The organism is Sphingomonas oryzagri (genome assembly GCF_029906645.1).
Lineage (GTDB): Bacteria > Pseudomonadota > Alphaproteobacteria > Sphingomonadales > Sphingomonadaceae > Solisphingomonas > Solisphingomonas oryzagri.
This window is the reverse complement of the sequence record NZ_JARYGZ010000001.1, coordinates 2,865,875-2,890,364: the sequence shown is the minus strand read 5'-3', so window position 1 is coordinate 2,890,364 and position 24,490 is coordinate 2,865,875. Positions and strand designations below refer to the sequence as shown.

General features: G+C 67.4%; 27 protein-coding genes. 14 read left to right on the top strand and 13 right to left on the bottom strand.

Annotated features, from left to right (window positions below; genetic code table 11):
* Nucleotides 1-33: 33 nt before the first annotated feature.
* Entirely contained in the window at nucleotides 34-2,646 is a 2,613-nt protein-coding gene (gene pepN, locus QGN17_RS14025) for an aminopeptidase N (protein WP_281045087.1), read from the top strand.
* 38 nt (nucleotides 2,647-2,684) lie between these two features.
* Here the strand turns inward: pepN and QGN17_RS14020 are convergent, their stop codons facing one another.
* Genes QGN17_RS14020 through QGN17_RS14005 form a run of 4 tightly spaced genes read right to left on the bottom strand, consistent with a single transcriptional unit; the run spans nucleotide 2,685 to nucleotide 6,220 of the window.
* Entirely contained in the window at nucleotides 2,685-3,287 is a 603-nt protein-coding gene (locus QGN17_RS14020) for an ABC-type transport auxiliary lipoprotein family protein (RefSeq protein WP_281045086.1), read from the bottom strand.
* A 1-nt stretch (nucleotide 3,288) separates the two neighbouring features.
* On the bottom strand, nucleotides 3,289-4,227 hold the full coding sequence (locus QGN17_RS14015; RefSeq protein ID WP_281045085.1) for an MlaD family protein: 939 nt from the start codon (nucleotides 4,225-4,227) through the stop codon (nucleotides 3,289-3,291).
* Nucleotides 4,227-5,111 (bottom strand): ABC transporter ATP-binding protein, encoded by an 885-nt coding sequence (locus tag QGN17_RS14010; RefSeq protein ID WP_281045084.1) that lies wholly within the window; start codon nucleotides 5,109-5,111, stop codon nucleotides 4,227-4,229. The genes QGN17_RS14015 and QGN17_RS14010 overlap by 1 nt, the downstream gene beginning before the upstream one ends.
* Nucleotides 5,111-6,220 (bottom strand): ABC transporter permease, encoded by a 1,110-nt coding sequence (locus QGN17_RS14005; RefSeq protein ID WP_281045083.1) that lies wholly within the window; start codon nucleotides 6,218-6,220, stop codon nucleotides 5,111-5,113. Before QGN17_RS14005 ends, QGN17_RS14010 begins: the two co-directional genes overlap by 1 nt.
* 101 nt (nucleotides 6,221-6,321) lie before the next feature.
* Between QGN17_RS14005 and QGN17_RS14000 the strand changes: the two genes are divergently transcribed.
* From QGN17_RS14000 to QGN17_RS13990, 3 genes are read left to right on the top strand one after another with little or no spacing between them, the layout of a single operon-like run.
* The gene (locus tag QGN17_RS14000) at nucleotides 6,322-7,455 is read left to right on the top strand and encodes a CDP-alcohol phosphatidyltransferase family protein (RefSeq protein WP_281045082.1); all 1,134 of its coding nucleotides are present in this window, start codon (nucleotides 6,322-6,324) and stop codon (nucleotides 7,453-7,455) included.
* On the top strand, nucleotides 7,443-8,210 hold the full coding sequence (locus tag QGN17_RS13995; protein WP_281045081.1) for a nucleotidyltransferase family protein: 768 nt from the start codon (nucleotides 7,443-7,445) through the stop codon (nucleotides 8,208-8,210). Before QGN17_RS14000 ends, QGN17_RS13995 begins: the two co-directional genes overlap by 13 nt.
* Nucleotides 8,207-8,881, top strand: a complete 675-nt coding sequence (locus QGN17_RS13990) for an HAD family hydrolase (protein ID WP_281045080.1) — start codon at nucleotides 8,207-8,209, stop codon at nucleotides 8,879-8,881. The genes QGN17_RS13995 and QGN17_RS13990 overlap by 4 nt, the downstream gene beginning before the upstream one ends.
* Here the strand turns inward: QGN17_RS13990 and QGN17_RS13985 are convergent, their stop codons facing one another.
* Nucleotides 8,882-9,061 (bottom strand): hypothetical protein, encoded by a 180-nt coding sequence (locus tag QGN17_RS13985; RefSeq protein ID WP_281045079.1) that lies wholly within the window; start codon nucleotides 9,059-9,061, stop codon nucleotides 8,882-8,884.
* Nucleotides 9,062-9,209: 148 nt separating this feature from the next.
* On the opposite strand from QGN17_RS13985, the gene QGN17_RS13980 reads away from it, so the two are divergent.
* Entirely contained in the window at nucleotides 9,210-9,419 is a 210-nt protein-coding gene (locus QGN17_RS13980; RefSeq protein ID WP_281045078.1) for a hypothetical protein, read from the top strand.
* Here QGN17_RS13980 and QGN17_RS13975 read toward each other — a convergent pair.
* Nucleotides 9,398-10,729, bottom strand: a complete 1,332-nt coding sequence (locus QGN17_RS13975; RefSeq protein ID WP_281045077.1) for a cystathionine gamma-synthase family protein — start codon at nucleotides 10,727-10,729, stop codon at nucleotides 9,398-9,400. The genes QGN17_RS13980 and QGN17_RS13975 overlap by 22 nt on opposite strands.
* Nucleotides 10,730-10,798: 69 nt before the next feature.
* On the opposite strand from QGN17_RS13975, the gene QGN17_RS13970 reads away from it, so the two are divergent.
* Nucleotides 10,799-11,179 carry a VOC family protein gene (locus QGN17_RS13970; protein WP_281045076.1) on the top strand — a complete coding sequence of 127 codons (381 nt, stop codon included), beginning with the start codon at nucleotides 10,799-10,801 and terminating at the stop codon, nucleotides 11,177-11,179.
* Here the strand turns inward: QGN17_RS13970 and pgeF are convergent.
* From pgeF to lgt, 4 genes are read right to left on the bottom strand one after another with little or no spacing between them, the layout of a single operon-like run.
* Nucleotides 11,169-11,933 carry a peptidoglycan editing factor PgeF gene (pgeF, locus tag QGN17_RS13965; protein WP_281045075.1) on the bottom strand — a complete coding sequence of 255 codons (765 nt, stop codon included), beginning with the start codon at nucleotides 11,931-11,933 and terminating at the stop codon, nucleotides 11,169-11,171. The two genes, QGN17_RS13970 and pgeF, sit on opposite strands and share 11 nt — an antisense overlap.
* On the bottom strand, nucleotides 11,930-12,445 hold the full coding sequence (locus QGN17_RS13960) for a GNAT family N-acetyltransferase (protein WP_281045074.1): 516 nt from the start codon (nucleotides 12,443-12,445) through the stop codon (nucleotides 11,930-11,932). The genes pgeF and QGN17_RS13960 overlap by 4 nt, the downstream gene beginning before the upstream one ends.
* Entirely contained in the window at nucleotides 12,445-13,482 is a 1,038-nt protein-coding gene (locus QGN17_RS13955; protein ID WP_449325354.1) for a class I SAM-dependent methyltransferase, read from the bottom strand. The genes QGN17_RS13960 and QGN17_RS13955 overlap by 1 nt, the downstream gene beginning before the upstream one ends.
* Nucleotides 13,466-14,317: a prolipoprotein diacylglyceryl transferase gene (gene lgt, locus QGN17_RS13950; protein ID WP_281045073.1), complete on the bottom strand. Its 852-nt coding sequence runs from the start codon at nucleotides 14,315-14,317 to the stop codon at nucleotides 13,466-13,468. Before lgt ends, QGN17_RS13955 begins: the two co-directional genes overlap by 17 nt.
* A 92-nt stretch (nucleotides 14,318-14,409) precedes the next feature.
* On the opposite strand from lgt, the gene QGN17_RS13945 reads away from it, so the two are divergent.
* The 4 genes from QGN17_RS13945 to QGN17_RS13930 are packed head-to-tail and all read left to right on the top strand — an operon-like array spanning nucleotide 14,410 to nucleotide 18,636.
* A complete protein-coding gene (locus QGN17_RS13945; RefSeq protein ID WP_281045072.1) occupies nucleotides 14,410-16,608 on the top strand; it encodes a molybdopterin cofactor-binding domain-containing protein in 2,199 nt (732 codons plus the stop codon).
* A complete protein-coding gene (hemH, locus tag QGN17_RS13940; RefSeq protein ID WP_281045071.1) occupies nucleotides 16,605-17,609 on the top strand; it encodes a ferrochelatase in 1,005 nt (334 codons plus the stop codon). Before QGN17_RS13945 ends, hemH begins: the two co-directional genes overlap by 4 nt.
* A 35-nt stretch (nucleotides 17,610-17,644) precedes the next feature.
* Complete coding sequence (gene phbB / locus QGN17_RS13935) at nucleotides 17,645-18,367, top strand: acetoacetyl-CoA reductase (protein WP_281045070.1); 723 nt, start codon at nucleotides 17,645-17,647, stop codon at nucleotides 18,365-18,367.
* A gap of 11 nt (nucleotides 18,368-18,378) precedes the next feature.
* Nucleotides 18,379-18,636 (top strand): ribbon-helix-helix domain-containing protein, encoded by a 258-nt coding sequence (locus QGN17_RS13930; RefSeq protein ID WP_281045230.1) that lies wholly within the window; start codon nucleotides 18,379-18,381, stop codon nucleotides 18,634-18,636.
* A gap of 229 nt (nucleotides 18,637-18,865) precedes the next feature.
* On the opposite strand, the gene QGN17_RS13925 is transcribed toward QGN17_RS13930, so the two are convergent.
* A complete protein-coding gene (locus QGN17_RS13925) occupies nucleotides 18,866-19,843 on the bottom strand; it encodes a P1 family peptidase (protein ID WP_281045069.1) in 978 nt (325 codons plus the stop codon).
* Entirely contained in the window at nucleotides 19,840-20,292 is a 453-nt protein-coding gene (locus tag QGN17_RS13920) for a MarR family winged helix-turn-helix transcriptional regulator (protein ID WP_281045229.1), read from the bottom strand. The genes QGN17_RS13925 and QGN17_RS13920 overlap by 4 nt, the downstream gene beginning before the upstream one ends.
* A gap of 81 nt (nucleotides 20,293-20,373) precedes the next feature.
* On the opposite strand from QGN17_RS13920, the gene hppD reads away from it, so the two are divergent.
* The 4 genes from hppD to QGN17_RS13900 all read left to right on the top strand — a co-directional run bounded on the left by hppD (nucleotide 20,374) and on the right by QGN17_RS13900 (nucleotide 23,802).
* A complete protein-coding gene (hppD, locus tag QGN17_RS13915) occupies nucleotides 20,374-21,408 on the top strand; it encodes a 4-hydroxyphenylpyruvate dioxygenase (RefSeq protein WP_281045068.1) in 1,035 nt (344 codons plus the stop codon).
* Nucleotides 21,409-21,518: 110 nt separating this feature from the next.
* Nucleotides 21,519-22,808 carry a homogentisate 1,2-dioxygenase gene (gene hmgA, locus QGN17_RS13910; RefSeq protein ID WP_281045067.1) on the top strand — a complete coding sequence of 430 codons (1,290 nt, stop codon included), beginning with the start codon at nucleotides 21,519-21,521 and terminating at the stop codon, nucleotides 22,806-22,808.
* Nucleotides 22,805-23,443: a maleylacetoacetate isomerase gene (gene maiA / locus QGN17_RS13905; RefSeq protein WP_281045066.1), complete on the top strand. Its 639-nt coding sequence runs from the start codon at nucleotides 22,805-22,807 to the stop codon at nucleotides 23,441-23,443. Before hmgA ends, maiA begins: the two co-directional genes overlap by 4 nt.
* Nucleotides 23,440-23,802, top strand: coding sequence for a Rieske (2Fe-2S) protein (locus QGN17_RS13900; protein WP_281045065.1), 363 nt, complete (start codon nucleotides 23,440-23,442; stop codon nucleotides 23,800-23,802). The genes maiA and QGN17_RS13900 overlap by 4 nt, the downstream gene beginning before the upstream one ends.
* Here the strand turns inward: QGN17_RS13900 and QGN17_RS13895 are convergent.
* Nucleotides 23,792-24,490 (bottom strand): EI24 domain-containing protein, encoded by a 699-nt coding sequence (locus QGN17_RS13895; RefSeq protein ID WP_281045064.1) that lies wholly within the window; start codon nucleotides 24,488-24,490, stop codon nucleotides 23,792-23,794. The genes QGN17_RS13900 and QGN17_RS13895 overlap by 11 nt on opposite strands.

Below are 24,490 nucleotides of genomic sequence, written 5' to 3'. Positions count from 1 at the left end.
TAACGGCACGCGCCCATCCCTAGAAGTCTCCTCATGGATCAGCACAGCGCCATTGCGACTCCCCCCACCCCGACTCTCCGGCTCGATTACCGTCCGCCCGCTTGGGCAGTGCCGTCGATCCGGCTGGATTTCGATCTCGATGCGGCGGTGACGCGCGTCCGTGCGACGCTGGAGGTGGAGAAGAACAGCGCCGAGGCCGCGCCGCGTGGCCCGCTGGCGCTGGACGGTGCGCCGGGGATGAAGCCCGTGTCGGTCACGGTCGACGGCCGCCTGCTCGATGCCGGCGAATGGCGGATCGAGGACGACCAGCTGCTGATCGAACTCACAGGCCCGCGCCACATCGTCGAGACCGAGGTGGTGATCTCGCCGGAGAAGAACACCCAGCTGATGGGGCTTTATGCGTCGGGCGGGCTGCTCTGCACCCAGTGCGAGGCGGAGGGTTTCCGCCGCATCACCTTTTTCCCCGACCGGCCCGACGTGCTGAGCCGCTACACCGTGAAGATGACCGCCGACCGCGCGCTCTATCCGGTGCTGTTGGCCAACGGCGACCTGATCGGCGAGGGGGAAACCGGGGAAGGCAGGCACTGGGCCGAATGGCGCGATCCCTTCCTCAAGCCCTGCTACCTGTTCGCGATGGTGGCGGGCGACCTTAAGGCCAACCGCGACAGCTTCACCACCATGTCGGGCCGCGAGGTGCAGCTCGGCATCTGGGTGCGCGAGGCCGATCTGCCGCGCACCGAACATGCCATGACCGCGCTCAAATCCTCGATGGCGTGGGACGAGAAGGTCTATGGCCGCGAGTACGACCTCGGCATCTTCAACATCGTGGCGGTGGCCGATTTCAACTTCGGCGCGATGGAGAATAAAGGCCTCAACATCTTCAACTCGCGCTACATCCTCGCTGATCCCGAGACGGCGACCGATGCCGATTACGACGCGATCGCGGGCGTTGTGGCGCACGAATATTTCCACAACTGGTCGGGCAACCGCGTCACCTGCCGGGACTGGTTCCAGCTCTCGCTGAAGGAGGGCTTCACCGTCTTCCGCGACCAGGAATTCTCGGCCGACCAGGGATCGCGCGCGGTCAAGCGGATCGAGGACGTCCGCGTGCTGCGCGCGGCGCAATTCCCCGAGGATGGCGGCCCGCTCGCCCACCCGATCCGGCCGGATTCCTATCTGGAGATCAGCAACTTCTACACGGCAACCATCTACAACAAGGGCGCCGAGGTGATCCGGATGCTTCACACCATGCTGGGTGTGGAGGGCTTCCGGCGCGGCACCGATCTCTATTTCGAGCGGCACGACGGCACGGCGGCGACCTGCGAGGATTTTGTCCGCGCGATGGAGGACGCCAACGGAGCCGACCTCACCGACTTCCGCCGCTGGTATTCGCAGGCGGGCACGCCGCGCCTCCGTGCTGCGCTGAGCCACGAGCCGGGCACTGCGAAAGCGCGCCTGACGCTGGAGCAGGTGGTGCCGCCGACGCCGGGGCAGGACGACAAGCAGCCCATGCCGCTGCCGCTCCGTCTGGCCTTGTTCGGCGCCAAGTCCGGCAAGGCGATCGTGCCCGAGCGCGTGCATGTCCTCCACGATGCCGAGGGGGAAATCCTGTTCGAGGGTGTGGACGAGCAGCCGGTGCTTTCGATCAACCGCGGCTTCTCGGCGCCGGTGATCGTCGAGACCAACCGCACGGCCGCCGACCTCGCCTTCCTGTCGGGCCATGACGACGATCCCTTCGCGCGCTTCGAGGCGATGCAGCAGCTGATGGTCGATACCCTGGTGGCTGCGATCGAGGGTCGCGAGGCGGACGAGGAGGCGGTGATCGCGGCGGTGCGCGAGACGCTGACCGACCCGTCGCTGGACGCCGCGTTCGTCGGCGAGGCGGTGCTGCTGCCCAACGAGGCCTTCCTGGGCGACCAGTTGGCGGTGGTCGATCCGACCGCGATCCGCCGGGCGCGCGAGCATCTGCGTCAGCGCCTCGGCCGAGAGCTGGAGGCGGAGTGGCGCGCGGCCTACGCGGCGAGCGCCGGCAATCGCTTCGAATATACGCCGTCCGCCAAGGGCCTGCGACGGCTGCGTACCGTGGCGCTGGGCTATCTCGACGCCAGCGGTGCGGCCGATGCCGCGAAGCAGGCACTCGCCCAGTATGAGGGCGCCGACAACATGACCGACCGGCAGGGCGCGCTCACCACGCTCGCCAACGGCACCTCGGCCGAGCGGGAGACGGCGCTCGCGGCTTTCTACGATCGCTACAGGAACGACGCGCTGGTGCTCGACAAATGGTTCACCACACAGGCGATCTCGATGCGCGAGGATACGGCCGAGGCGGTCGAGCGGTTGGCGCGGCATCCCGATTTCACGATGACGAACCCCAACCGGATGCGCTCGCTGGTCGGCGCGTTTGCGGCCAACCAGTTCGCCTTCCATTCGGCCGACGGGCGCGGCTACCGCTTCGTGGCGGACATGATCCTGAAGGCGGACAAGCTCAATCCGCAGTCGGCGGCGCGACTGGTCCCGCCGCTCGGCCGCTGGCGTCGGTTCGAACCGGCCCGCGCCGCGCTGATGAAGGCCGAGCTGGAGCGGATCGTCGCGACGCCGGGGCTCAGCAAGGACGTGTTCGAGCAGGCGAGCAAGAGCCTGGCGTGACCATCCAATCCTCCCCCGCAAGGGGGAGGATGAAGACGTTACCGCCCCACCCAGTCCGCAACCTGCGTGGCCACGTCGTTCGCCGCCGTGTTGATCGCGGCGCCGGCGCTGGCCTCGTCGACCTTGCCGTTGACCGGTGCGTTGGCGGTAAAACGCCGCGTTTCCACCTGATCGCCCGAGCGTATCAGCGTGGCGTCGTACACCACCGAAGCCTGATGGCCGCCGGCATCGATCCCGAACTCGCTGATCCGGCCACCAAGGCGGGGACCGGTGGTCAATGCCGCCTCGCGCGGGGTTAATGTCGGGCGGCCGGTGCGCACCGTGATCGTCTCGGCGAGCAGATCACGGAACAGGTGCGCCGGGGAATCGATCCACTGCGCATCCTTCACATAGGCCACCTCGGTGGAGCCGATGCGTACGGGCACGCGGTTGTTCGACAGCTCGACAGGCGCGGACGGGAAGCTCACGGCCACCGCGACACCCTTGCCGAGCACCACGCCGTTATTGGCCGGCGCCGGAGCCGAGGGCGTGAGGCGCAGCAGCTGCGGCGGCACCTTGGGGCTGAGGCTGACGCACCCGGCCAGTGCGAGCGACACCGCGATCAGGGGCAGGGTGCGCACCATGGTCATCGTCTTCCCCATCTCAATGCCCCTTATAGTCCGGCAGCTTGCGGCCGAGCACGCCGCCGCCGCCCGAATTGAGCCGGTTCGCCGTCTGGGTCAGCGCCTCGGCCATGTCGGAGAGGTCGCGGACCAGCTGGTCGATCTGCGGCGCGGTCTGCTTGCTGAGCGTCTGCACGCCGGGCTTGGCGTCGTTGATCATCTCGTTGAGATTGTCGGCCGCCTGCTTGGCTGACGCGATCGTCTTGTTGAGATTGACCATGAGCGGCCTGCCCTGGCTGTCGAGCAGGTTGTTGGTGGTGCCGGCGAGCTGGCCGATCTGCTGCGCGGCATCGCCTGCCTGCTTCACGGCGAGCTGGGCATTGGCGAGCGTCTGCTTCAGCTGCGGGCTGGCATCGGCGAGGTCGGTCGAAACCTTGTCGATGTTCGCCAGGATGTGGCGGATCGAATTCTGGTTGCGGTCGTCGAGCAGCTGGCCGAGCCGGTCGGTCAGCACCTGCAGCTTCTTCATCAGTTCCGGCGCCGAATTGAGCAGACCCGCGAGCGCACCTGGACGGGTGGGAATCACCGGCACGCCGAACGGCCCGATGTCGGTGATCGGCGGCTCGCCCTTCTGTGCGCCGCCAAGATTGACCTGGGAGACGCCGGTGAAACCGACGCCGGCCACCGTCGCGGTGGTGCCCTTCAGGATCGGCGTGTTCTCGTCCACCGAGATGCGCACGCGGACCAGGCTCGGCTGGTCGGGCATCAGCTTGATGTCGTCGATCTTGCCGACCGGCACGCCCGAGAAGGCGACCGCCGACCCCTTGGCCAGACCGTCCACCGAGTTCGGGAAGAAGATGTCATATTCGCGCTGGTGGCCGTTGCCGACCTGCATCATCCAGATGATGAAGGCGACCGCGATGGCGACGATGGCGAGCACCACCCCGCCGACGAGCACATGGTTAGAGCGCGTTTCCATCAAGCCCCCTCATCACTGCCGGTGAGCTTGGTCGCCTCCTGGGGGGAGAGCGCTCTTTTGCTCTCCTCCTCGGCGCGCTCGGCAGAATCCTCGGCCGCGCGGCCGCGCGGTCCGTTGAAATATTCCTGAATCCACGGGTGGTCCAACGCCACCAGTTCCTCGATCGTTCCTACCGCGACCACCTTCTTGTCGGCCAGCACCGCGACGCGGTCGCAGATCGCGTAGAGCGTGTCGAGATCGTGGGTGATGATGAAGACGGTGAGGCCCAGCAGATCACGCAGCGTCTTGATCAGATTGTCGAACGCGGCCGCACCGATCGGATCGAGGCCGGCGGTCGGCTCGTCGAGGAAGATCAGTTCGGGATCGAGCGCCAGCGCACGGGCAAGGCCGGCGCGCTTGCGCATACCGCCCGAAAGCTCGGACGGATATTTGCTGGAGCTTTCCGGCGGCAGGCCGGAGGCGACGATCTTGTAGGTGGCGATCTCGTCGAGCAGCTGATCGTCGATCTTGGGATAATATTCGCGGATCGGCACCTGCACGTTCTCGGCGACCGACAGCGTGGAGAAGAGCGCGCCGTTCTGGAACAGCACCCCCCAGCGCTTGCGCACGTCGGCCGATTCCTCGCCGCCGACGGTATTCTCGCCGAACACCTCGATTGCGCCGGCAGCGGGCTGCTGCAGCCCGATGATCGAGCGCATCAGCACCGATTTGCCGGTGCCCGATCCGCCGACCACGCCCAGGATCTCGCCGCGCTTCACGTCGAGATCGAGATCCTGGTGGACCACCTGTTCGCCGAACCGGTTTTCGAGACCGCGCACGCGGATCACGACGCCGTCGTCCGGCACCTCGGCATGGCGGACATGATGCTGCGCGCGCGTCGCCATCAGATCCACCCGATCGAGGCGAAGAACACGGCGAAGAAGGCGTCCAGCACGATGACGAGGAAGATCGACTGCACCACCGCGCTGGTGGTGCGCAGGCCCACCGCCTCGGCATTGCCCTCCACCTGCATCCCCTGGAAGCAGCCGGCCATGGCGATGATCAGCCCGAATACCGGCGCCTTGATCAGTCCCTGATAGACGTCGGTCATCGGCACCACCTCGCGGATGCGCGCGACGAAGGTGACGGGCGGCAGGTTGAGCGACAGCCAGCTGAACAGCCCGCCGCCGATCAGCGCCATCATCGCCGCGTAGAAGGCGAGGCAGGGCATCATCAGCACCGCCGCGATGACGCGCGGCAGCACCAGCGCCTCCATCGGCGCCAGGCCGATGGTGCGCATCGCATCGACCTCCTCGGCGAGCTTCATCGATCCGATCTGGGCGGCGAATGCGGAGCCGGATCGACCGGCGACCATGATCGCGGTCATCAGCACGCCCAACTCGCGGAAGGTCAGGCGGCCGACGAGGTTGATCGTGTAGACCTCGGCGCCGAACTGACGCAGCTGGATCGCGCCCTGTTGGGCGATGACGATGCCGATCAGGAAGCTCATCAGTCCGATGATGGCCAGCGCATCGACGCCCACCACCTCGAACTGCTTGACCGTAGAGTTGCCGCGGAAGCGCTTGGGGTTGAGGATGACGTTCCAGATCGCGATCACCGTCGCGCCGAAGAAATCGACGAGGCCGATCAGCGTCCGCCCGGCGATCACCGTCGCATCGCCGACATGCTCCAGCACGCGGCGGAACGAGGGGCCGTCGTCGGGCTTGATCTGGAACGGCTTGTCGACCGTGCCGACCTTCTCGATCAGCTCCTCGGCCTTGTCGCTCGCGCCCTCGATCTTCACATCGTGGTCGCGCTTCAGCCGGTGGACGATCCACGCGCCGACCGTGTCCATGCGGTCGACACCCGAGAGATCGACCGTATCGGGCGAGGTGTCGAGCTGTTCCAGCCGCGTCGGCACGTCGCCCAGTTGCGCCAGCGTCCAGTCGCCCGTGAAGCGGAGCGTCCGGTCTTCCTGCGTGAAGTCTGCGGCGGCGGCGGGGGCGGTCGTCATGCGGTGCGGAAGATGCGGCAGAACGAACCGCCCGGCAAGCGGGCAGAATTTGTGTCGCGGATGAGATGCGTTGCGGCCCGAAACCTGCCAAAGGAGCGGCCATGGGAGTTGAAATGCATCAGGGCGTCGCGTTCCTCGGCGTCGGCGGCAATGACGTGCGCGTCTTCGGGTTGGCCCCCGTCGAGCGCGCGCGCCGCATCGCCGCGAAGGCCAAACTGGCGCCGGTCGATCGGGTTCCGGCGGAAGGCCCGGTAATCGTCGCGGACCTTGCCTTCGCCTGGGACCCGGCCTGGCTTGCGTATCTACGCGATCATCGTGACCTCGCCGTGACATGGCGCGGGCGCCCGGCATTGGTCCATTGCGCGGACGCCGCGCAGGCGCAGGCGGTGATCGCCGCGATCGAGACGGGCGCGCCGCTGCCGCCGGGCCTCGCCATTCAGGATGCCGAGCTCGACGCCAGCCTCTACAATGCGACGCTCCGGAAGCGCGAGAATGCCTATCTGCTGCCGCTGACCCGCGAGGCGGCACCGGTGATCGAGAAGGCGAGCTACGACGCCAGCTACAAGGGGGTGACCGATATCCTCACCCTTTACCTGTGGCGCGGCGCCGCCTTCCACCTCACCCGCTGGGCGGCCGCGATCCGGATGACGCCGAACATGGTGACCACGATCGGCGTCGCCTTGTGCGTCTGGGCTTTCTTCCTGTTCTGGCAGGGGCATTTCGCGGCGGGTCTGCTCGTCGGCCTGATCTTCATGGTACTCGACACCGTCGACGGGAAGCTGGCGCGCTGCACCGGTACCTCCTCCGAATGGGGCAATATCCTCGATCACGGCGTGGATCTCGTCCACCCGCCCTTCTGGTATTGGGCGTGGGGCGTGGGCTGCGCGGTGCCGGCCTGGGGGCTGGGCTTCGCGCCGCACGAATTCTGGACGATCATGGTGGTGCTGGTCGCGGGCTATGCCGTGCAGCGCGCGATCGAGGGGGCGTTCATCGCGGGCTTCGGCATCCACATCCATGTGTGGGAGCGCATCGACAGCCGCTTCCGGATGATCACCGCGCGGCGTAATCCCAACTACATCCTGATGGTGTTGAGCCTGCTGCTCTCGCGGCCCGATTGGGGGCTGGTCTGGATCGCGTGGTGGACGGGGCTGTCCTGTCTGTTCCACCTCGTCCGGCTGGGTCAGGCCTATGTCGCGCGCGCGCAGGGGCGGGAGGTCGTGTCTTGGCTGGTCTGACCGCGCTGTTGCTCGCCGGGCGGCGGCCGGGCGTGGATGCGCTGGCGGCGAGCCGGGGCGAGACGCTGAAGGTGCTGATCCCCGTGGCGGGCGAGCCGATGGTGGCGCGCGTGGTCGCGACCCTGCTCGTCACGCCGGAGATCGGGCCGGTGCGGGTGATGACACAGGATATGGCGGCGATCGCGGCGGTGTTGCCGGACGACCCGCGACTCGGCTTCCTGCAATCGGGCGCCGGCATCGCGCTGTCGGTCTCGGCGGCGTTGAAGAGCGGCGAGGCGCCGTTCCCCCTGTTCGTCACCACCGCCGACCATGCGCTGCTCCGGCCCGAAACGATCGCAGAGTTTCTTGCTGCCGCGCAAGGCGCGGACGTCGCCGTCGGCGTGGTCGAGCGGGCGATCGTGGAACGCCGCTTCCCACAGACGAGGCGCACCTGGCTGCGGTTTCGCAAGGGGGACTGGACAGGCGCCAACCTCTTTTATTTCGCGTCGCCCGCCGCGCTGCCGGTGATCGAGAGCTGGGCCTCGATCGAGCAGGATCGCAAGAAGGGCTGGAAGCTGATCGCGAAATTCGGCCTCGGCCTGCTGCTGCGCGCCGCGACCCGCACGATCACGCTGCACGACGCCGTGGCGCGCGCCGGCCGCAAGCTGGGCGCGAACGTGCGGATGGTCGGCCTGTCCGATCCGCTGGCGGCAGTGGACGTCGACAAGGTTTCCGATCTCGAACTGGCCGAGGCGGTGCTGGAGGGGCGGGCGTGACCGAGATCGCGATCTACGACATGGACCGGACGATCACGCGTACGGGCACCTATACGCCCTTCCTGATCCATGCCGCGCTCCATCGCGCGCCGTGGCGGCTCCTGCTCCTGCCGGTCGCGCTGCTGGCGATGCTGGGCTACGTGTTCAAGCTGTTCACACGCGCGAAGCTCAAGGAGATCAACCAGTCTCTGCTGCTCGGCCGGCATATCTCGCGCGCCGAGCTGGAGCCGCTCACCGCCAGCTTCGCCGAGCGGGTGTCGCAGCTCAACACGCTGCCCGGCGCGCTCCGCCAGATCGAGGAGGATCGCGCCGCCGGCCGCCGCCTCGTACTGGCCACCGCGTCATACCGCCTCTATGTCGAGGCAATCGCGGCCAGGCTGCGCTTCGACGACGTGATCGCCACCAACTCGATCATCGGCATCGACGCGCGCGTCACCGCCAAGATTGACGGCGAGAACTGCTACGGCCCCGCCAAGCTCCGCATGATCGAGGCCTGGTTCGCCGCGGAAGGCATCGATCGATCGGCGGTGAAGGTGCGCTTCTATTCGGATCACGCATCGGATGCGCCGGTGATGGAATGGGCGGACGAGCCGTTTGCCGCGAACCCCAGCGCCAGGATGCGTGAACTGGCGGACAAGCGAGGCTGGCCGGTGGTGAACTGGGGCCTCTGATCAGGCGCAGTCGCGGATGATCCGGCTCGCGTAGAAGATCTGCCGCGCATCCTCGGCGTCGGCCATCGCGGCCAGCTTGCCGGCAAGGTCCTGCAGCCAGCGGGCGTCATCGTCATTGGCGGCGCGCTGGGCGCGGACATGGCATTGCACCGCCTGATAGCGAAGCTCGATCTGGTCCAATGATATGCTCCCGTCCGCTGCGATGCGACAAGAACACAATTCGATCGTTCGCGTCGTAGTTAACAGATGATCCGATGCAGGAGCGCGATCAGCCGAAGAGAATATGGTTAAGGCACTTCATCGCATTTACTGCGTTGGATCGGCCGTCATGGAAGAAGATACTCTGCACCTTGCGCTCGAAACGGCGCGGCGCAGCGGGATGACGCCGCGCGAGGCCTTGATCCATTGGGATCTGGCCGGCGGCATTGCGGGTGGCGAGCAATCGGTCGTCTGGGCGATCCTGGCGATCGACCTCGCGATGGAAGGGCGGCCCGTCCGTCCGGGCCGCCCCGCCGTTCACACCGCCGCCAGCGCCTGATCGAAGTCGGCGATCAGATCGTCGGCATTCTCGACGCCCACCGAGATGCGCACGAGATTGTCGGTGATGCCGAGTTCCAGCTTGCGCTGGTCCGGCACCGAAAGATGCGTCATCGCCGCCGGGCAGGAGGCGAGTGTCTCGGTGCCGCCGAGGCTGACCGCCAGCTTGGCGATCTTCAACGCATCGAGGAAGGCGAAGCTCTCGCGCTCGCCGCCCTTGAGGTAGAGCGAGAAGGTCGATCCTGCGCCCGAGCAATGGCGGTTGTAGATGTCGGCCTGGCGGCTGCCATCCTTGAGGAAGCCGAGATAGCCGACGCTCTCCACCTTCGGATGATCGCGGAAGAATGAGCAGACCTTGGCGGCATTCTCGCCGGCGCGGCTCATGCGCAGCTCCAGCGTCTCCAGCGAGCGGAGCAGCATCCACGCGGTATTAGGATCGCTGATTGTGCCGATCGTGTTGCGCATCATGCGGATCGGATCGATCCACGCCTTGCGGCCCGAGACGCCGCCCGCCACCAGATCCGAATGGCCGCCGGCATATTTGGTGAGGCTGTAGACCACCAGATCCGCTCCATGGCGCAGCGGCTGCTGCCAGAGCGGGCCGAGGAAGGTGTTGTCGATCGCGATCGGCGGCTTGCCGCCCTCCGCATCGCCGAGCAGTCGGTCGCGCACCCGCGCCACCGCTTCGACATCGACAAGCGCGTTGGTCGGGTTGGCGGGGCTTTCGAGGTAGATGAGCGAAACGTTGCCCTGCGCCTTGGCACGCTCGACCACCGCCTCGATCTCCGCTTCGGTCGCGCCGGCGGGGAAATCGAGGAAGGTCACGCCGAAGCGACCCAAGATACGGCCGATCAGCGTCTCGGTGGCGGCGTAGAGCGGGGCGGAGTGGACGATCACGTCGCCGGGCTTCACCAGCGCCAGCATCAGCGTGGCGATCGCCGACATGCCCGAGGAGAAGACCAAAGCGTCCTCCGCCTCGTCCCAGATGCCGAGGCGATCCTCGAGGATCTCCTGATTCGGCCCGTTGAAGCGCGAATAGACGAGGCCGTCGGCACCGCCCGGCCGCTTGCCGGTGACACCCTCGAAGTGGCGCTTACCCGCTGCCGCATTCTCGAACACGAAGGTCGAGGTCAGGAAGATCGGCGGCTTCAGCGACCCTTCGGACAGCATCGGATCGAAGGCGTGGCCCATCATCAGCGTGGAAGGGCTGAGGCGGCGTCCGCCCACCTCCAGCACGTCCGCCTTGGGGCGGCGGCGGGGCGTGGCGCCGGTCAGTTCGGCCTCGGTTTCGGGGGTCTTGTGGTCGGTCATACATCTCTCTCGGATTCGTCACGGCGTGACGTTATGGTATCGTATGTAACCGATTGGGGAGGACTTGCCATGTCGATCGCCGTCGTTTCGATACCCGTGACCGATCCGTTGGCCTCAAAGGCCTTCTACACCGAGAAATTGCTGTTCGATGTGATGCGGGATGAGGCGATGGGGCCGGAGATGCGCTGGATCCAGCTGCAGCCGAAGACCGGCGGCTCGTCGATCGCGCTGACGACATGGTTCGAGAACCTGAAGCCCGGCGGGCAGACCGGATTGATGAATCACGTGCCCGACATCGACGCCGAACATGCGCGGCTGCTGAGCGTCGGCATCGAAGCCTCGCCGATTGACGAGCAGCCGTGGGGCCGCTTCACGATGTTCAAGGATCCCGACGGCAACGGCTGGATTTTCGCGACGCTGACCTCGCCGCAGGAATTCGTCACGAAGTAGGCAGTCCGATCAGCGAGATCTGTCGCCCGTACCCCGGCTCGCCGCGATGCGTCGCGCGGCGATAGCTGAAGAAGCGGTCCTCCGCCGGATAGGTGTCGAGGCCGAGCGCCTCGATGCGTAGGATACCCGCCGCCGCGATGCGCGAGACCACATAGGCCTCGATGTCGAACTGGTGGTGGCCGGACCGCCCGGCGAGGAAGAAACGCTCGGTCTCGGGATCATCCGCCACGAAGCGGGCGAGGAAGCCGTCGTCCACCTCATAGCTCGCCCGTCCGATGCAGGGGCCGACGGCGGCGGCGATCCGCGAGCGATCCGCGCCGAGCGTCTCCATCGCCTCGATCGTGGCGAGCGAGACGCCGCCGATCGCACCCTTCCAGCCGCTATGCGCCGCACCGACAACGCCGGCCTCGACGTCCGCGAACAGGATCGGCACGCAATCTGCCGCCAGCACGCCAAGCAGCAGGTCGGGCCGGTCGGTGACGAGCGCGTCGGCATGGGGGCGGGCGTCGTCGGGGAAGGCATCGGCCACCACCGCGATCGCGCTGTGAACCTGGTGGACTGTCGCCAGCTTCGCGCCGGGCTTCACCGCTTCCACCGCGCGGCGCCGGTTCTCGTGGACGGCCTCGCGATCGTCGTCCGACCCAAGGCCGACGTTGAGGCCGGCATGGATGCCGGTCGATACGCCGCCGCGCCGGCCGAGAAAACCGTGCGGCACGCCCGCCAGTGCTGCCGCCTTGATGACCTCTACCGTCACAACGCCACGCTGTAGATGCGGTCGTCATCGGCCTGCTCGCCGACCATGAAGACGTTGGCGCCGATCTCGACCAGACCGTAGCGCGCATAGAAGCGCCTGGCGCGATGGTTGTCCGAATAGACGCTGAGCGCCATGTGCGCGGCGCCACTCTCTCTTGCTTCGGCGATGGCCCATTCCATCAGCGCCTGCGCGACGCCGCTGCCGTGCCAGGGCTTGAGCAGGTAGAGCTGTTTCAGTTCGGCGGCGCCGGCGGGTACGGGCGGGGAGGGGAGGGTGCACGCTCCCACCTTGCAGAAGCCGGCAATGGCGCCGTCTTCGGTGGCGACACGGATGCGGTAGGCGGGATCGCCCACCTGCGCGGGCAAGCCATCGGGGCCGAAGGCATCGCGCAGGAAGCTGTCGAGGTCGTTCTGGCGATAGAGGTGGCCGAACGTCTCGACGAAGCTGTCCGCCGCCATCTTCGCCAGAGCGGGAGCGTCTTCGGGCCGGGCGTCGCGATACTCGATCGTCATCAAAATCCTCCCGGCACCGGCCAGCCCGGCGCCGTGATCGCCAGTGCCTTGAATAAGGTGCCCATTGCGTCGGGCGCGCAGAGGCGGCGCCAGGCGGTTTCGATCTCTCCCTGCCGCGACGGGGCTGCGCGGGCAAGGCTTGTCGCACGCGCCTGGATGCCCAACGCTTCGAGCAGCGCGCCCTGTGTTGTCGGCTGATGCGCGACGGCGCCCTCGGCCCGCGCTGCCTCGGCCAGTGCGGCGAAGTCGACATGGGCGGTGAGATCCTGCTCGCCGGGCGCCTCGAACGGATCGGCGAAGCGGTGGTGGCGGAGCGCCTGCAGCGTGTTACCCGCGAGCGGCCCCTCATAGCCGTAATCGATCGCCAGCAGCGCGCCGCCCTGCGCGACGATCCGTGCCGCCAGATCGCGCAGGATGGCGACGGAGGCGGGCGATGTCTCGATCACATCGCCGTCGCGGAGCACGTCCGGCACCACGGCGTCGAAGCGTTGTTCGCCCACGGTGGCGACGAATCGCTCGCCATCATGATCAACCATCCGCTCGCGCCAGCCCGCATCGGTGCGGACAATCTGGTGGATCGGCAGCGCATCGAAGAATTCATTGGCGACGACGATCAGCGGCCGGTCGGTGGGCAGTGTGGCGATGCTTTCGTGATGCGTTGCGCCCGGTATCGTGCGCGCCTGCGCCTCGCGCAGCACGGGGCTGGTCTCGACGAGCTGCACCGGCGGGGCGAGGCCGGCCTTGCCCATCGCCCGCAACGCGTCGGCGGAGAGCGTGCCGCGACCCGGCCCCAGCTCCACCCACGCCGCCTCCGGGCGCCCGGCGCGGAGCCACAGGTCCGCCGCCCACAGGCCGATCAGCTCGCCGAACATCTGGCTGATCTCGGGCGCGGTGGTGAAGTCCCCGGCGGCGCCCAGCGGATCGCGCGTCGCGTAATAATGCGCGTTGGCGAGCGCCATGTAATCGGCCAGCGGGATCGGCCCGCCGCCTGCGGCCAGGCGCCTCAGCCGCTCGGCGGGATCAGGCGACGCTCTCACTCCCGGCGATCGGCTCGACCCGCTGGCGGCGACCCTTGGCGGTCGCGATCAGGTAGAGCCCGCCGATCAGCATCGGCAGATCGAGCAGCTGACCCATGTGGATGGTTGTTGCGAGGAACGTGCCGTTGAACTGTTGGTCGGGCTGGCGGAAGAATTCCACGAAGAAGCGGAAGGCGCCGTAGCCGGTGAGGAAGGTGCCGCACAGCAAGCCCGGCTGGTAGCGCGCCGTCTTCGATTTCCAGAACATCAGGTTGAGGATGGCGAAGAGCACAAGCCCCTCCAGCCCAGCCTCGTAGAGCTGGCTCGGGTGGCGCGGCAGCGGGCCGGCATTGGGGAAGACGATCGCCCACGGCACGGTCGTCACCTTGCCCCACAGCTCGCCGTTCACGAAGTTCGCGAGGCGGCCAAAGAATAGGCCGATCGGCGCGACGCAGGCGATATAATCGGCGAAGCGCAGCAGGCTGAGGCCGTTCTTCCGGCAGAACCACCACATCGCCAGTGTCACCCCCAGCGTCGCGCCATGGAAGGACATGCCGCCCTCCCACAGTTTCAGCATGTCGAGTGGGTGCAGCAGGTAATTGCCGAGATCGTAGAACAGGATGTAGCCGATCCGCCCGCCGGCGATCACCGCAATCGTCGCCCAGAAGACGAAATCGTCGACATGGCGCCGCGCCATCGGAGCACCGGGGCGGTCGATCAGCTTCAGCACATACCACCAGCCGGCGATGATCCCGGTGATGTAGGCGAGTGAGTACCAGCGCAGGGCAAACCACCCGATCCGGAAGATTTCGGGGTGCAGATGCAGATCGGTGAAGTGGATATAGTGCGCGGGCAAGATCTCGGTCCTCGGGCGGGCAGGCGCTTTCCTTAGAAGGGATGATGCGCGGGGGCTAGGCCGCACCATCGCATCCCCCTATCACCCATTGCATGACGGGGATCACGCGACGGCGGCTTCTGATCGGCGGGGGCGCCGGCGTGGGTCTGGTCGTCGCGTGGGGGCTGTGGCCGCGCCGCGCGGGCGTGAACCTGGTCGCGGCGGCGGGCGAGACGATCCTCGGCCCCTTCCTCAAGATCGGCACAGACGGGCATGTCACGGTGGTCGTCCCGCAGATCGAGACCGGGCAGGGCGTGTGGACCGCTCTGCCCCAGATTCTCGCCGACGAGCTGGGCTGCGACTGGCGGACGGTGGCGGTGGAGCCGGCGCCGATCGGCCCGGCCTATGCCAACCGCCTCGCAGCCGGGCTGCTGGTCGGCGATGTCGTGCCGCCTCTGTTGCGCGGCCCGGCAGTCGCGGTGGCGGATCGCTGGGCGGAGACGCACGACGCGATGCTGACCGGTTTCTCGACCTCTGTCCGCGCCTTTGAGCGCCCCTTGCGCGAGGCCGGGGCGACGGCACGCGCCTTGCTCTGCATGGCGGCCGCAAGGCATTGGGATGCGGACTGGCGCGCCTGCGACACGCAGGACGGCTTCGTCGTGCGCGCGCCGGATCGGATGCGCTTCGCCGATCTGGCGGCCGAGGCGGCGACGCTCGATCCGCCCGACACGCCGCCATTGCGCGCGCAAAGGGGGCTGTCCGGCCGCGCCGTCGCGCGCCTCGATGCGCCGGCCAAGGTGGATGGATCGGCGCGCTTCGCCGCCGACGTGCGGCTCACCGACATGCTGTTCGCCGCGATCCGGCAGGGGCCTGCGGACGACAGCCGGCTGATCGGCTGGGATCGCGAGGCGGCGAAGGCGATCCCGGATCTCTTCGCGGTGATCGATCACGCGAACTGGATCGCGGTGCTGGCCGATAATTGGTGGGCTGCCAATCGCGCGCTCGATCGTCTGGCGCCGCGCTTCCGGACGCAGGGGGCTTTGCCGGACAGTGCATCGATCGGTCGCGCCCTCGACGCCGCGCTGGCGGCCGAGGGCGGGGGCATCGCGGGCGAGGGAAATCCCGACAAGTTCCTCGGCGAGGCGGCGGTACGGGCGGACTATAGCGCCGGTCTCGCCGTCCATGCCGCGATCGAGCCGCCGGCCGCGACGGCGCGGATACGCGACGGACGGCTGGAGCTATGGGCCGCGACGCAGGCGCCCGCCGCCGCCCGCACGGCGGCGGCACGCGCGATCGGTTTCGCCGAGGAGGACGTGACGCTCTATCCGATGCCGATGGGTGGGGGCTTCGGACAAGGCTTCGATACGCGCGTCGCCGAGCAGGCGGCCATTCTCGCGCAGAAGAGCGGCCGACCGGTGCAACTCACATGGTCGCGGGTCGAAGCGTGCCTGCACGATCGTTTTCGCCCGCCGGCCAAGGCGCATCTCGCCGCGACGCTCGGGCCGGGCGCGACGATCGCGGCGTGGCATGCGAAGGTGGCCGCACCTGCCGCGCTGCGCGAGACGGTCGCGAGCCTGTATCCCCCGCTTCCCGTCGGGCATGGCGGCGAGCCGGCGGCAGCGGAAGGGGCGCTCCCTCCCTATGCGATGGGCGCCTATGCCGTGGATCATCACCCCGCCGACATCGGCCTACCGACCGGCGTGCTGCGCGGAGAGGCGGCGGGCTATGCCACCTTCTTCGCCGAGAGCTTCATCGACGAGCTGGCGGACAAGGCGGGTATCGACCCGCTGTCCTTCCGTATCGCCCAGCTCGGCGGCAACCCACGCCTCGCACATTGCCTGTCGACCGCCGCGACCTTGGGCGAATGGCAGGGCGGCGTGCGCGGTACGGGGCAGGGGCTTGCCTGTCACCAGGCTTATGGCAGCGTGATCGCGGTGCTGGCGGAGGCGCGGGTGGACAATGGCCGGATAGTGGTCGATCGCCTGTCCGCCAGCGTCGACTGCGGGCGGACGATCAATCCGGATCTCGTCCGCCAGCAGATCGAGGGTGGCCTGCTCTTCGCGCTGCCCGCCGCGATCGGGGAGGCCATCACGGTGACGCGCGGACTGGTCGACCAGCGACGGATCGGCGCTCTGGACATCCCGACCCTCGCCCGCACGCCCGAAATCCGCATCGACATCGTCGCCAGCCGGGCCGATCCCGGCGGCGCCTCGGGTCTCGCCGTGCCGCCGGTCGCGCCCGCCATCGCCAATGCCCTCGCTGCCGCGACCGGGCACCGTTGCCGCTCTTTGCCGTTGAGCCTTGCCGTATGAGACCCACCGACCATCCCGACATTCCCGCGTCGAAGATCGGCGTGCTGCTGATCAACCTCGGCACGCCCGAAGCGGCGGAAGCGGGCGCGGTGCGCCGCTACCTCGCCGAATTCCTCTCCGATCCGCGTGTGGTCGAAGTCCCGCGCGCGGTGTGGAAACCGATCCTCCACGGCATCATCCTACGCACCCGGCCGGCAAAGTCTGCCCATGCCTACCGGCAGGTGTGGACCAAGGATGGCTCGCCGCTCGCCGCGATCACCAAAGCGCAGGCTGAAGGATTGAAGGGGCGGTTCGGGGACGATGTGGTCGTGGACTACGCGATGCGCTACGGCCGGCCCGCGATCGCCGATCGTCTCGCCGCGCTCAAGGATCAGGGGTGCGAGCGCATCCTGCTGGCGCCGCTCTACCCGCAATATTGCGCGGCGACGACCGCGACGGCCAACGATGCCGCCTTCGCCGCGCTGGCCGGGATGCGCTGGCAGCCCGCGATCCGCACGCTGCCGCCTTATCATGACGACCCCGCCTATATCGACGCGCTGGCCATCTCGGTGCGCGCCAGCCTCGCCGCGCTCGATTTCGAACCGGATGCGGTGATCGCGAGCTTCCACGGTATGCCGCAGCGGACGCTGGAGTTGGGCGATCCCTATCATTGCCATTGCCGGAAGACCGCGCGCCTCCTTTCCGATGCGTTGGGCCGCGAACTGATCGTCACCTTTCAGTCGCGCTTCGGCCGCGCGAAATGGCTGGAGCCGGCGACCGACACGACGCTCGCCGCGCTGCCGGGCAAGGGCGTCAGGCGCGTCGCCATCGTCGCCCCCGGATTCGCGGCGGATTGTGTCGAGACGCTGGAGGAACTCGCCATCCGTGGGCGCGAAACCTTCCTCGCGTCAGGCGGCACCCACTTCGCGGCGCTCCCCTGCCTCAATGCGAGTGCGGAAGGTCTCGCGATGGCCGAAAGTGTCATCAAGCGGGAACTTGAAGGCTGGAGAGCGCTCCCCTAGGCTTGCAGCAATTCTTGCACAAAGGAGAGGACCTTATGACCCGCGTAGCGATCGTGACCGGCGGCACCCGTGGTATCGGCGAGGCGATCAGCGTCGCGCTCAAGGACATGGGTATCAAGGTGGCCGCCAACTATGCGGGCGACGATGCCAAGGCCAAGGCCTTCTCCGATCGCACCGGCATCCCCTCCTACAAGTGGGACGTGTCGGATTTCGACGCGGTGCACGCCGGCGTAGAGAAGGTCGAGCACGATCTCGGGCCCGTCGACATCATCGTCAACAATGCGGGCATCACGCGCGACAGCACGATCCTGAAGCAGTCCTACGAACAGTGGAAGCAGGTGATCGACACCAACCTCGGCGGCTGCTTCAACATGGCGAAAGCGACCTTTCCGGGGATGCGCTCGCGCGGCTGGGGCCGGATCGTCAACATCGGCTCGATCAACGGGCAGGCGGGCCAATACGGGCAGGTCAATTACGCCGCCGCCAAGTCCGGCATCCACGGCTTCACCAAGGCGCTGGCGCAGGAAGGCGCCAAGTTCGGGGTGACGGTGAACGCGATCGCGCCGGGCTATATCGATACCGACATGGTCGCTGCCGTGCCGGAGGACGTGCTGGAGAAGATCGTCGCCAAGATCCCGGTCGGCCGCCTCGGTCATGCCTCCGAGATCGCGCGTGGCGTGGCCTTCCTGGTGGCCGAGGATGGCGGCTTCGTCACCGGCTCGACGCTGTCGATCAACGGCGGCCAGCACATGTATTGAGCGAGGCTCCGATGGCCGGCCCGGTCAAGCGCTCGGTCGCGATCGCCGGCCATTCGACCTCGATCAGCCTCGAGCCGATCTTCTGGGATGCGCTGGGGGAGGCGGCGGTCGCGATGCAGCTGCCGCTTTCCGCGCTGGTCGCGCGCATCGACGCGGAGCGGATCGAGGCGGACGACCCGCCCAATCTCGCGAGCGCGATCCGGGTCTGGCTGTTCGAGCGCGAGCGCCAGATGCGTTCTGAAAATATCATTGATAATGACTCGCAATAACGAAGCGATGCTCTTATAGCGGCTTGTGCGACCTCCACCCTCGGTCGCCTCTCCACCTGGGCGGTGCCGCATCCGGCGCCGCCCTTTTTGATGAAAGAAGGCCCCGCCGGGCTGACCAAAGACCGGCGAGGCCAGGAGAAGGGCACCACGAACATTCGGGGTGTGCGGCAACCATGGTCGTGCGGGCTGATCTCGGCAAGCAATTCTCTACTAATATAGTAGAGAATATCTATCGAGCGTGAAAGACGCCCCTCGCGATGGCGCGGGCGACGCAATCAGCGGCCGCCGATCCGATCCGCGCGATCTCGCGCTGGCGGCCGGCATCGGCGGGAAGCGCGATCGTTCCGCCGGCGATGGTGAAGACGATGTCGCCGTCGAACGGTGTGTGCGCGGGGCGGACTGCGCGGGCGATCCCGTCCTGCGCCATCATCGCGACCCGCTTCGCCTCGCCCTTGTCGAGCGCGGCGTTGGTGGCGACGACGACCAGCGTCGTGTTGGTCCCGGCCTGCGGACGAGTGAGCCGCCCCTCGGCCGGCATCGGATCATGCGCGAGCGGGGTGCCATCCGGCACGCGTCCGCCAAATTCATCATCGATCTCGAAAGGCCATGCCCAATAGATCTCACCGCCGGGCACGAACACCGATCCGACCGGGTTCACCGCCGCCAACGCACCGGCCATCAGCCCGTCGCCCATATCGAGCGACACCGAGCCGATGCCGCCCTTCACCTGTCCCGCCCGCGCTCCGCGGCCCGCGCCGACCGAGCCGAGCGCGAACTCTTCGGCCGCGGCATCCACCGAGGCAAGGCCGAGCGCGCGATAGGGCGGCGTTTCGCCCCAATCCTTGTCGCCGTCGCCCGACAGATCGTAGAGGATCGCCGACGGCACGATCGGCAGCGCCTTGCCCTCCGAAGCGAGCCTGAGGCCCACGCCGCGCATCGATAGCCGCGCGACCACACCGTCCGCCGCCGCCAGCCCGAACACCGATCCGCCTGACAGCACGACGGCATGCACGCCGGGCACGAGGTTCTCCGGCGCCAGCGTGTCGGTCTCGCGCACGCCCGGCCCGCCGCCGCGCACATCCACCGCCGCCACCCACGCGCCATCGGTCAGGACCGTGGTGACGCCGGTGCCGGCCGCCTCGTCGGTAGCGTGGCCGACGCGCAGTCCCGGTACGTCTGTGATCAGGTTGTGCGGGCCGGGCCTCATACGCCCGGATCCGCCTCCAGCACCGCCGCGTCGATCCGCCGCAGCATCTCGGTGAACGCCTCCAGCTCGGCATCGGAAAAGCGGCCGAACACGGCGCGCTCCATCTCGAGCGCCTTGGGCGCGACCGACTCATAGAGCTTGGTGCCCGCCTCGCTCAGAGCCAGCAGTTGCGAGCGTTTGTCGACGGGGTTGGGTCGCCGCTCGATCAGGCCACGATCGGCCAGCGCGATCGCCGCGCGGCTGACCGTCACCTTGTCCATCCGGCTGAGCGACCCGATCTCCTGCTGGGTGATCCCCTCCCGCTCGGCGATCAGCGCGACCAGCCGCCATTCGGGGATCGTGAGGCCGAACAGGGCTTTATAGGTGTCCGCCACGGCGTCGCTCACCAGATTGCTGGTGAAGGACAGGCGGTAAGGCAGGAAGCGGTCGAGGATCAGGTCACGGCTCATCGCGTTGGTGACGGTAGCATTTGACACCAAGCGGACAAGTCCATTATAGTTTCAATTGATACCAAATCAGGAGCGTGCGTGATGATCGAAGGCAATCCGCTGGGCCTCAACGGCTTCGAGTTCGTCGAATTCACCTCGCCCGATCCGGAGGCGATGGGCCGCCAGTTCGAGCAGCTTGGCTTCACGCCCACGCACCGCCACCCGACCAAGAACGTCACCCGCTACAAGCAGGGGCGCATCAACCTGATGCTCAACCGCGACGAGGCGGGGCGCGTCGCCGCCTTCCGGGGCGAGCATGGCCCGTCTGCGAGCGCCATGGCGTTCCGCGTCTCCGATCCCGCCAAGGCGATGGAATGGGCGCTGGCGCATGGCGCCAAGCCGACCGAGGAGGACGACACCGTGATCCAGGGGATCGGCGGTTCCTACCTCTATTTCATCGCCGACGATGCGGATCTCTATGCCGATTGGGCGGAATTCCCCGGCTGGCGCGAGGCGGAGGCGCGCAACAATGTCGGTCTCGACCTGCTCGATCACCTGACCCACAACGTCAAGCGTGGCCAGATGCGGGTGTGGAGCGAATTCTACCGCACGCTCTTCAACTTCGAGGAGCAGAAGTATTTCGACATCAAGGGCAAGGCGACCGGTCTGTTCAGCCAGGCGATGATCGCGCCCGACAAGGCGATCCGCATCCCGCTGAACGAGAGCCAGGACGACAATTCGCAGATCGAGGAATTCATCCGCGAATATCATGGCGAGGGCATCCAGCACCTCGCGCTGACCACGCCGGACATCTACGACACGGTCGAGCGCCTGCGCGCGCGCGGCGTGAAGCTGCAGGACACGATCGAGACCTATTACGAACTGGTCGACAAGCGCGTGCCGAACCACGGCGAGGACCTCGCCCGGATGAAGAAGAACCGCATCCTGATCGACGGCAATGTCGGCGAGGAGGGGCTGCTGCTCCAGATCTTCACCGAGAACCTGTTCGGCCCGATCTTCTTCGAGATCATCCAGCGCAAGGGCAATGAAGGCTTTGGCAATGGCAACTTCCAGGCGTTGTTCGAGAGCATCGAGCTGGACCAAATCCGGCGCGGCGTCATCGCGGTGGACGCGTAACCCACAAATCCGTTCGGGCTGAGCCTGTCGAAGCCCTGTCCTTCCCTTGACCCCGGCCGAGAAGAAGGACAGCCCCTTCGACAAGCTCAGGGCGAACGGAGCGGAAAGAGATGACGTCGCACTACCTCCCCGGCTTCGCGAACCATGTTTCCACCGAGGCGGTGCCGGGCGCCCTGCCGATCGGGCGCAATTCGCCGCAGAAGGTGCCGTTCGGCCTCTATGCCGAGCAGCTGTCTGGCACCGCCTTTACCGCGCCGCGTAGCGAGAACCGGAGGAGCTGGCTCTACCGGATGCGGCCGACCGCCAATCATGCGCCGTTCGTACCCTACGAGGGCGCGAAGCTGCTGCGCTCCGGCCCGTTCGACGAGGTGCCGCCCAGCCCCAACCGCCTGCGCTGGGACCCGCTGCCGATCCCGTCCGAGCCGACCGATTTCGTCGACGGTCTCGTCACCTACGGCGGCAATGGCGACGTCGCGAGCGGGGATGGCTGCGGCATCCACCTCTACGCCACCAATCGCTCGATGGAGAACCGCGTCTTCTTCTCCGCCGACGGCGAGCTGCTGATCCTCCCGCAGCAGGGCGGCCTTCGCATCGTTACCGAGATGGGCGTGCTCGACGTGGCGCCGCTCCACATCGCGCTGATCCCGCGCGGGGTGCGCTTCCGGGTGGAACTGGACGGCCCGTCGCGCGGCTATGTCTGCGAGAATTACGGGCATCTCTTCCGCCTGCCCGATCTCGGCCCGATCGGCGCCAACGGCCTCGCCAACCCGCGCGACTTCGAGACGCCAGTGGCGTGGTATGAGGACCGTGACGAACCTTGCGAGGTGATCCAGAAGTTCCAGGGCCGCCTGTGGACGACCACGCTCGATCACTCGCCGCTCGATGTGGTGGCGTGGCACGGCAATCTCGCGCCCTGCCGCTACGATCTCGCCCGCTTCAACACGATCAACACGGTGAGCTTCGATCATCCCGATCCGTCGATCTTCACGGTGCTGACTTCGCCGAGCGATACGCCGGGCACCGCGAACGTCGACTTCGTGATCTTCCCGCCGCGCTGGATGGTGGCGGAGGGGACGTTCCGGCCGCCCTGGTTCCACCGCAACGTGATGAGCGAATATATGGGGCTGATCGAAGGCGCCTACGATGCCAAGGAAGGCGGCTTCGCACCCGGCGGCGGATCGCTGCACAACCAGATGAACGGCCACGGGCCGGACGTGGCGAGCTACGAGAAGGCGATCGCCGCCGATCTCAAGCCGCACAGGATCGAGGCGACGATGGCTTTCATGTTCGAAAGCCGCCAGGTCATCCGCCCGACCCGCTGGGCGATGGAGACGGAAACGCTCCAGGGCGACTATGACGATGCCTGGTCCGGATTCGCAAAGGCGCGGCTTCCCTCATGATCCTCCACGGCTATTGGCGCTCGGGCACGTCCTATCGCACGCGAATCGCGCTCAATCTCAAGGGCGTCGCTTATGATCAGCGGACTTATGATCTGCGTGCCGGCGCGCAGAATGACGGAGCCTATCGAGCGTTGAACCCGCAGATGCTGGTGCCCACGCTGGAGGTGGATGGCACGCTGCTGACCCAGAGCCCGGCCATCCTCGAATGGCTGGAGGAGCGCTATCCCGATCCGCCGCTGCTGCCGAAGGAGACCGACGAGCGGGTGGTGGTGCGCGCCATGGCGGCGCTGATCGGGTGCGACATCCATCCGCTTAACAACATCCGCGTTACCACCGCGTTGCGCACCCAGTTCGGCGCGGACAGCGCGGCGGTGAAGCAATGGGCGGCACGCTGGATCCGCGACGGCTTCGCGGCGCTGGAAACCCTGATCGAGCGACATGGCGGGCGCTTCGCTTATGGCGATACGCCGACGCTGGTGGATTGCTACCTCGTGCCGCAGCTCTATTCGGCCGAGCGCTTCTCGGTGGATGTGTCGTCTTATCCGCGCCTGCTCGCCGCTGCCAATGCCGCGCGCGCGCTGCCCGAGGTGGAAGCCGCGCATCCGGATCGCCAACCCGACGCCGATCCTCAATGAGCGATGCCGAGCGGCTGTTCGCGACGCCGCCCGGCGTGCGGCTCGGCCCGATCGACTTGATCGCGGACGGCAAGGCGCGCAATTTCGTGCTTCAGATGAAGGCCGGGCGCTTCCATGGCTTCGTGGTGCGACGGGGTGGATCGGCGTTCGGCTATGTCGATCGGTGCCCGCACGCCGGCCTGCCGCTTACCCAGAGGCTCGACGATTATCTGACGCCCGACGGCGCGCTGATCGCCTGTTCCTGGCATGGCGCGCTGTTCGATCCGGAAAGCGGTGCCTGTGTCGGCGGGCCGTGCATGGGCCAGTCTCTCACCGCATGGCCGGTCGAAGTGCGCGAGGGCGCGATCTTCACCGCCTGATTCGCGCGTGGAACAGGTGCGTCGCCATCGCGGCGCCCAGCACCGGCGCCAGCAGGTTGGCGATCGGCAGCAGGAAGACGCCCGTCACCATCATGCCCATCACCGCCCGGTCGCCCCGCGTTTCGCGCAGCCATTCGCGCGTGCCCGCGCGATCGAGGTGTCGCGTCGCGACCATCTCGCCGAGATCGCGCCCGAAGGCGATGCCGTTCACCATCACGAAGAGCAGCACCGGGCCGATTCCGGTCAACAGGAGCAGGATCACGTAGAGGGGCAAGGCGATCAGGTTGTAGACCAGCACCCGCAGGCTGGACTTGAGGCCGAGCCACGCCCCGCGCGCCCAGCCCAGCGGCCGGGCCGAGGCGAGGGCTTCCGGATAGCGCCGCGCCTCCACCGCCGCGATGATCCGGTCCATGTAGGCGGAGATCACGCCGATCGCGATCGCCGGGAAGAGGAACCAGAGCAGGCACGCGGTCAGCACGAAGGCGCCGAAACCGCTCGCGCCTCCGCCGAGTGGGCAGGAATCATCGGCGGACAGCAGCCCGCACGGATCGAAGCCGCTCAGCAGCCAGCCGAGCAGGACGCCTAGTCCCGCGAAGATCGCCAGCGTCAGCAGCAGCGAACGGCCGAGGATGGCGAGTACCCGCCGATCGCCGAGATCGTCGAGCGCGAGGAAGAAGGCGCGGATCAT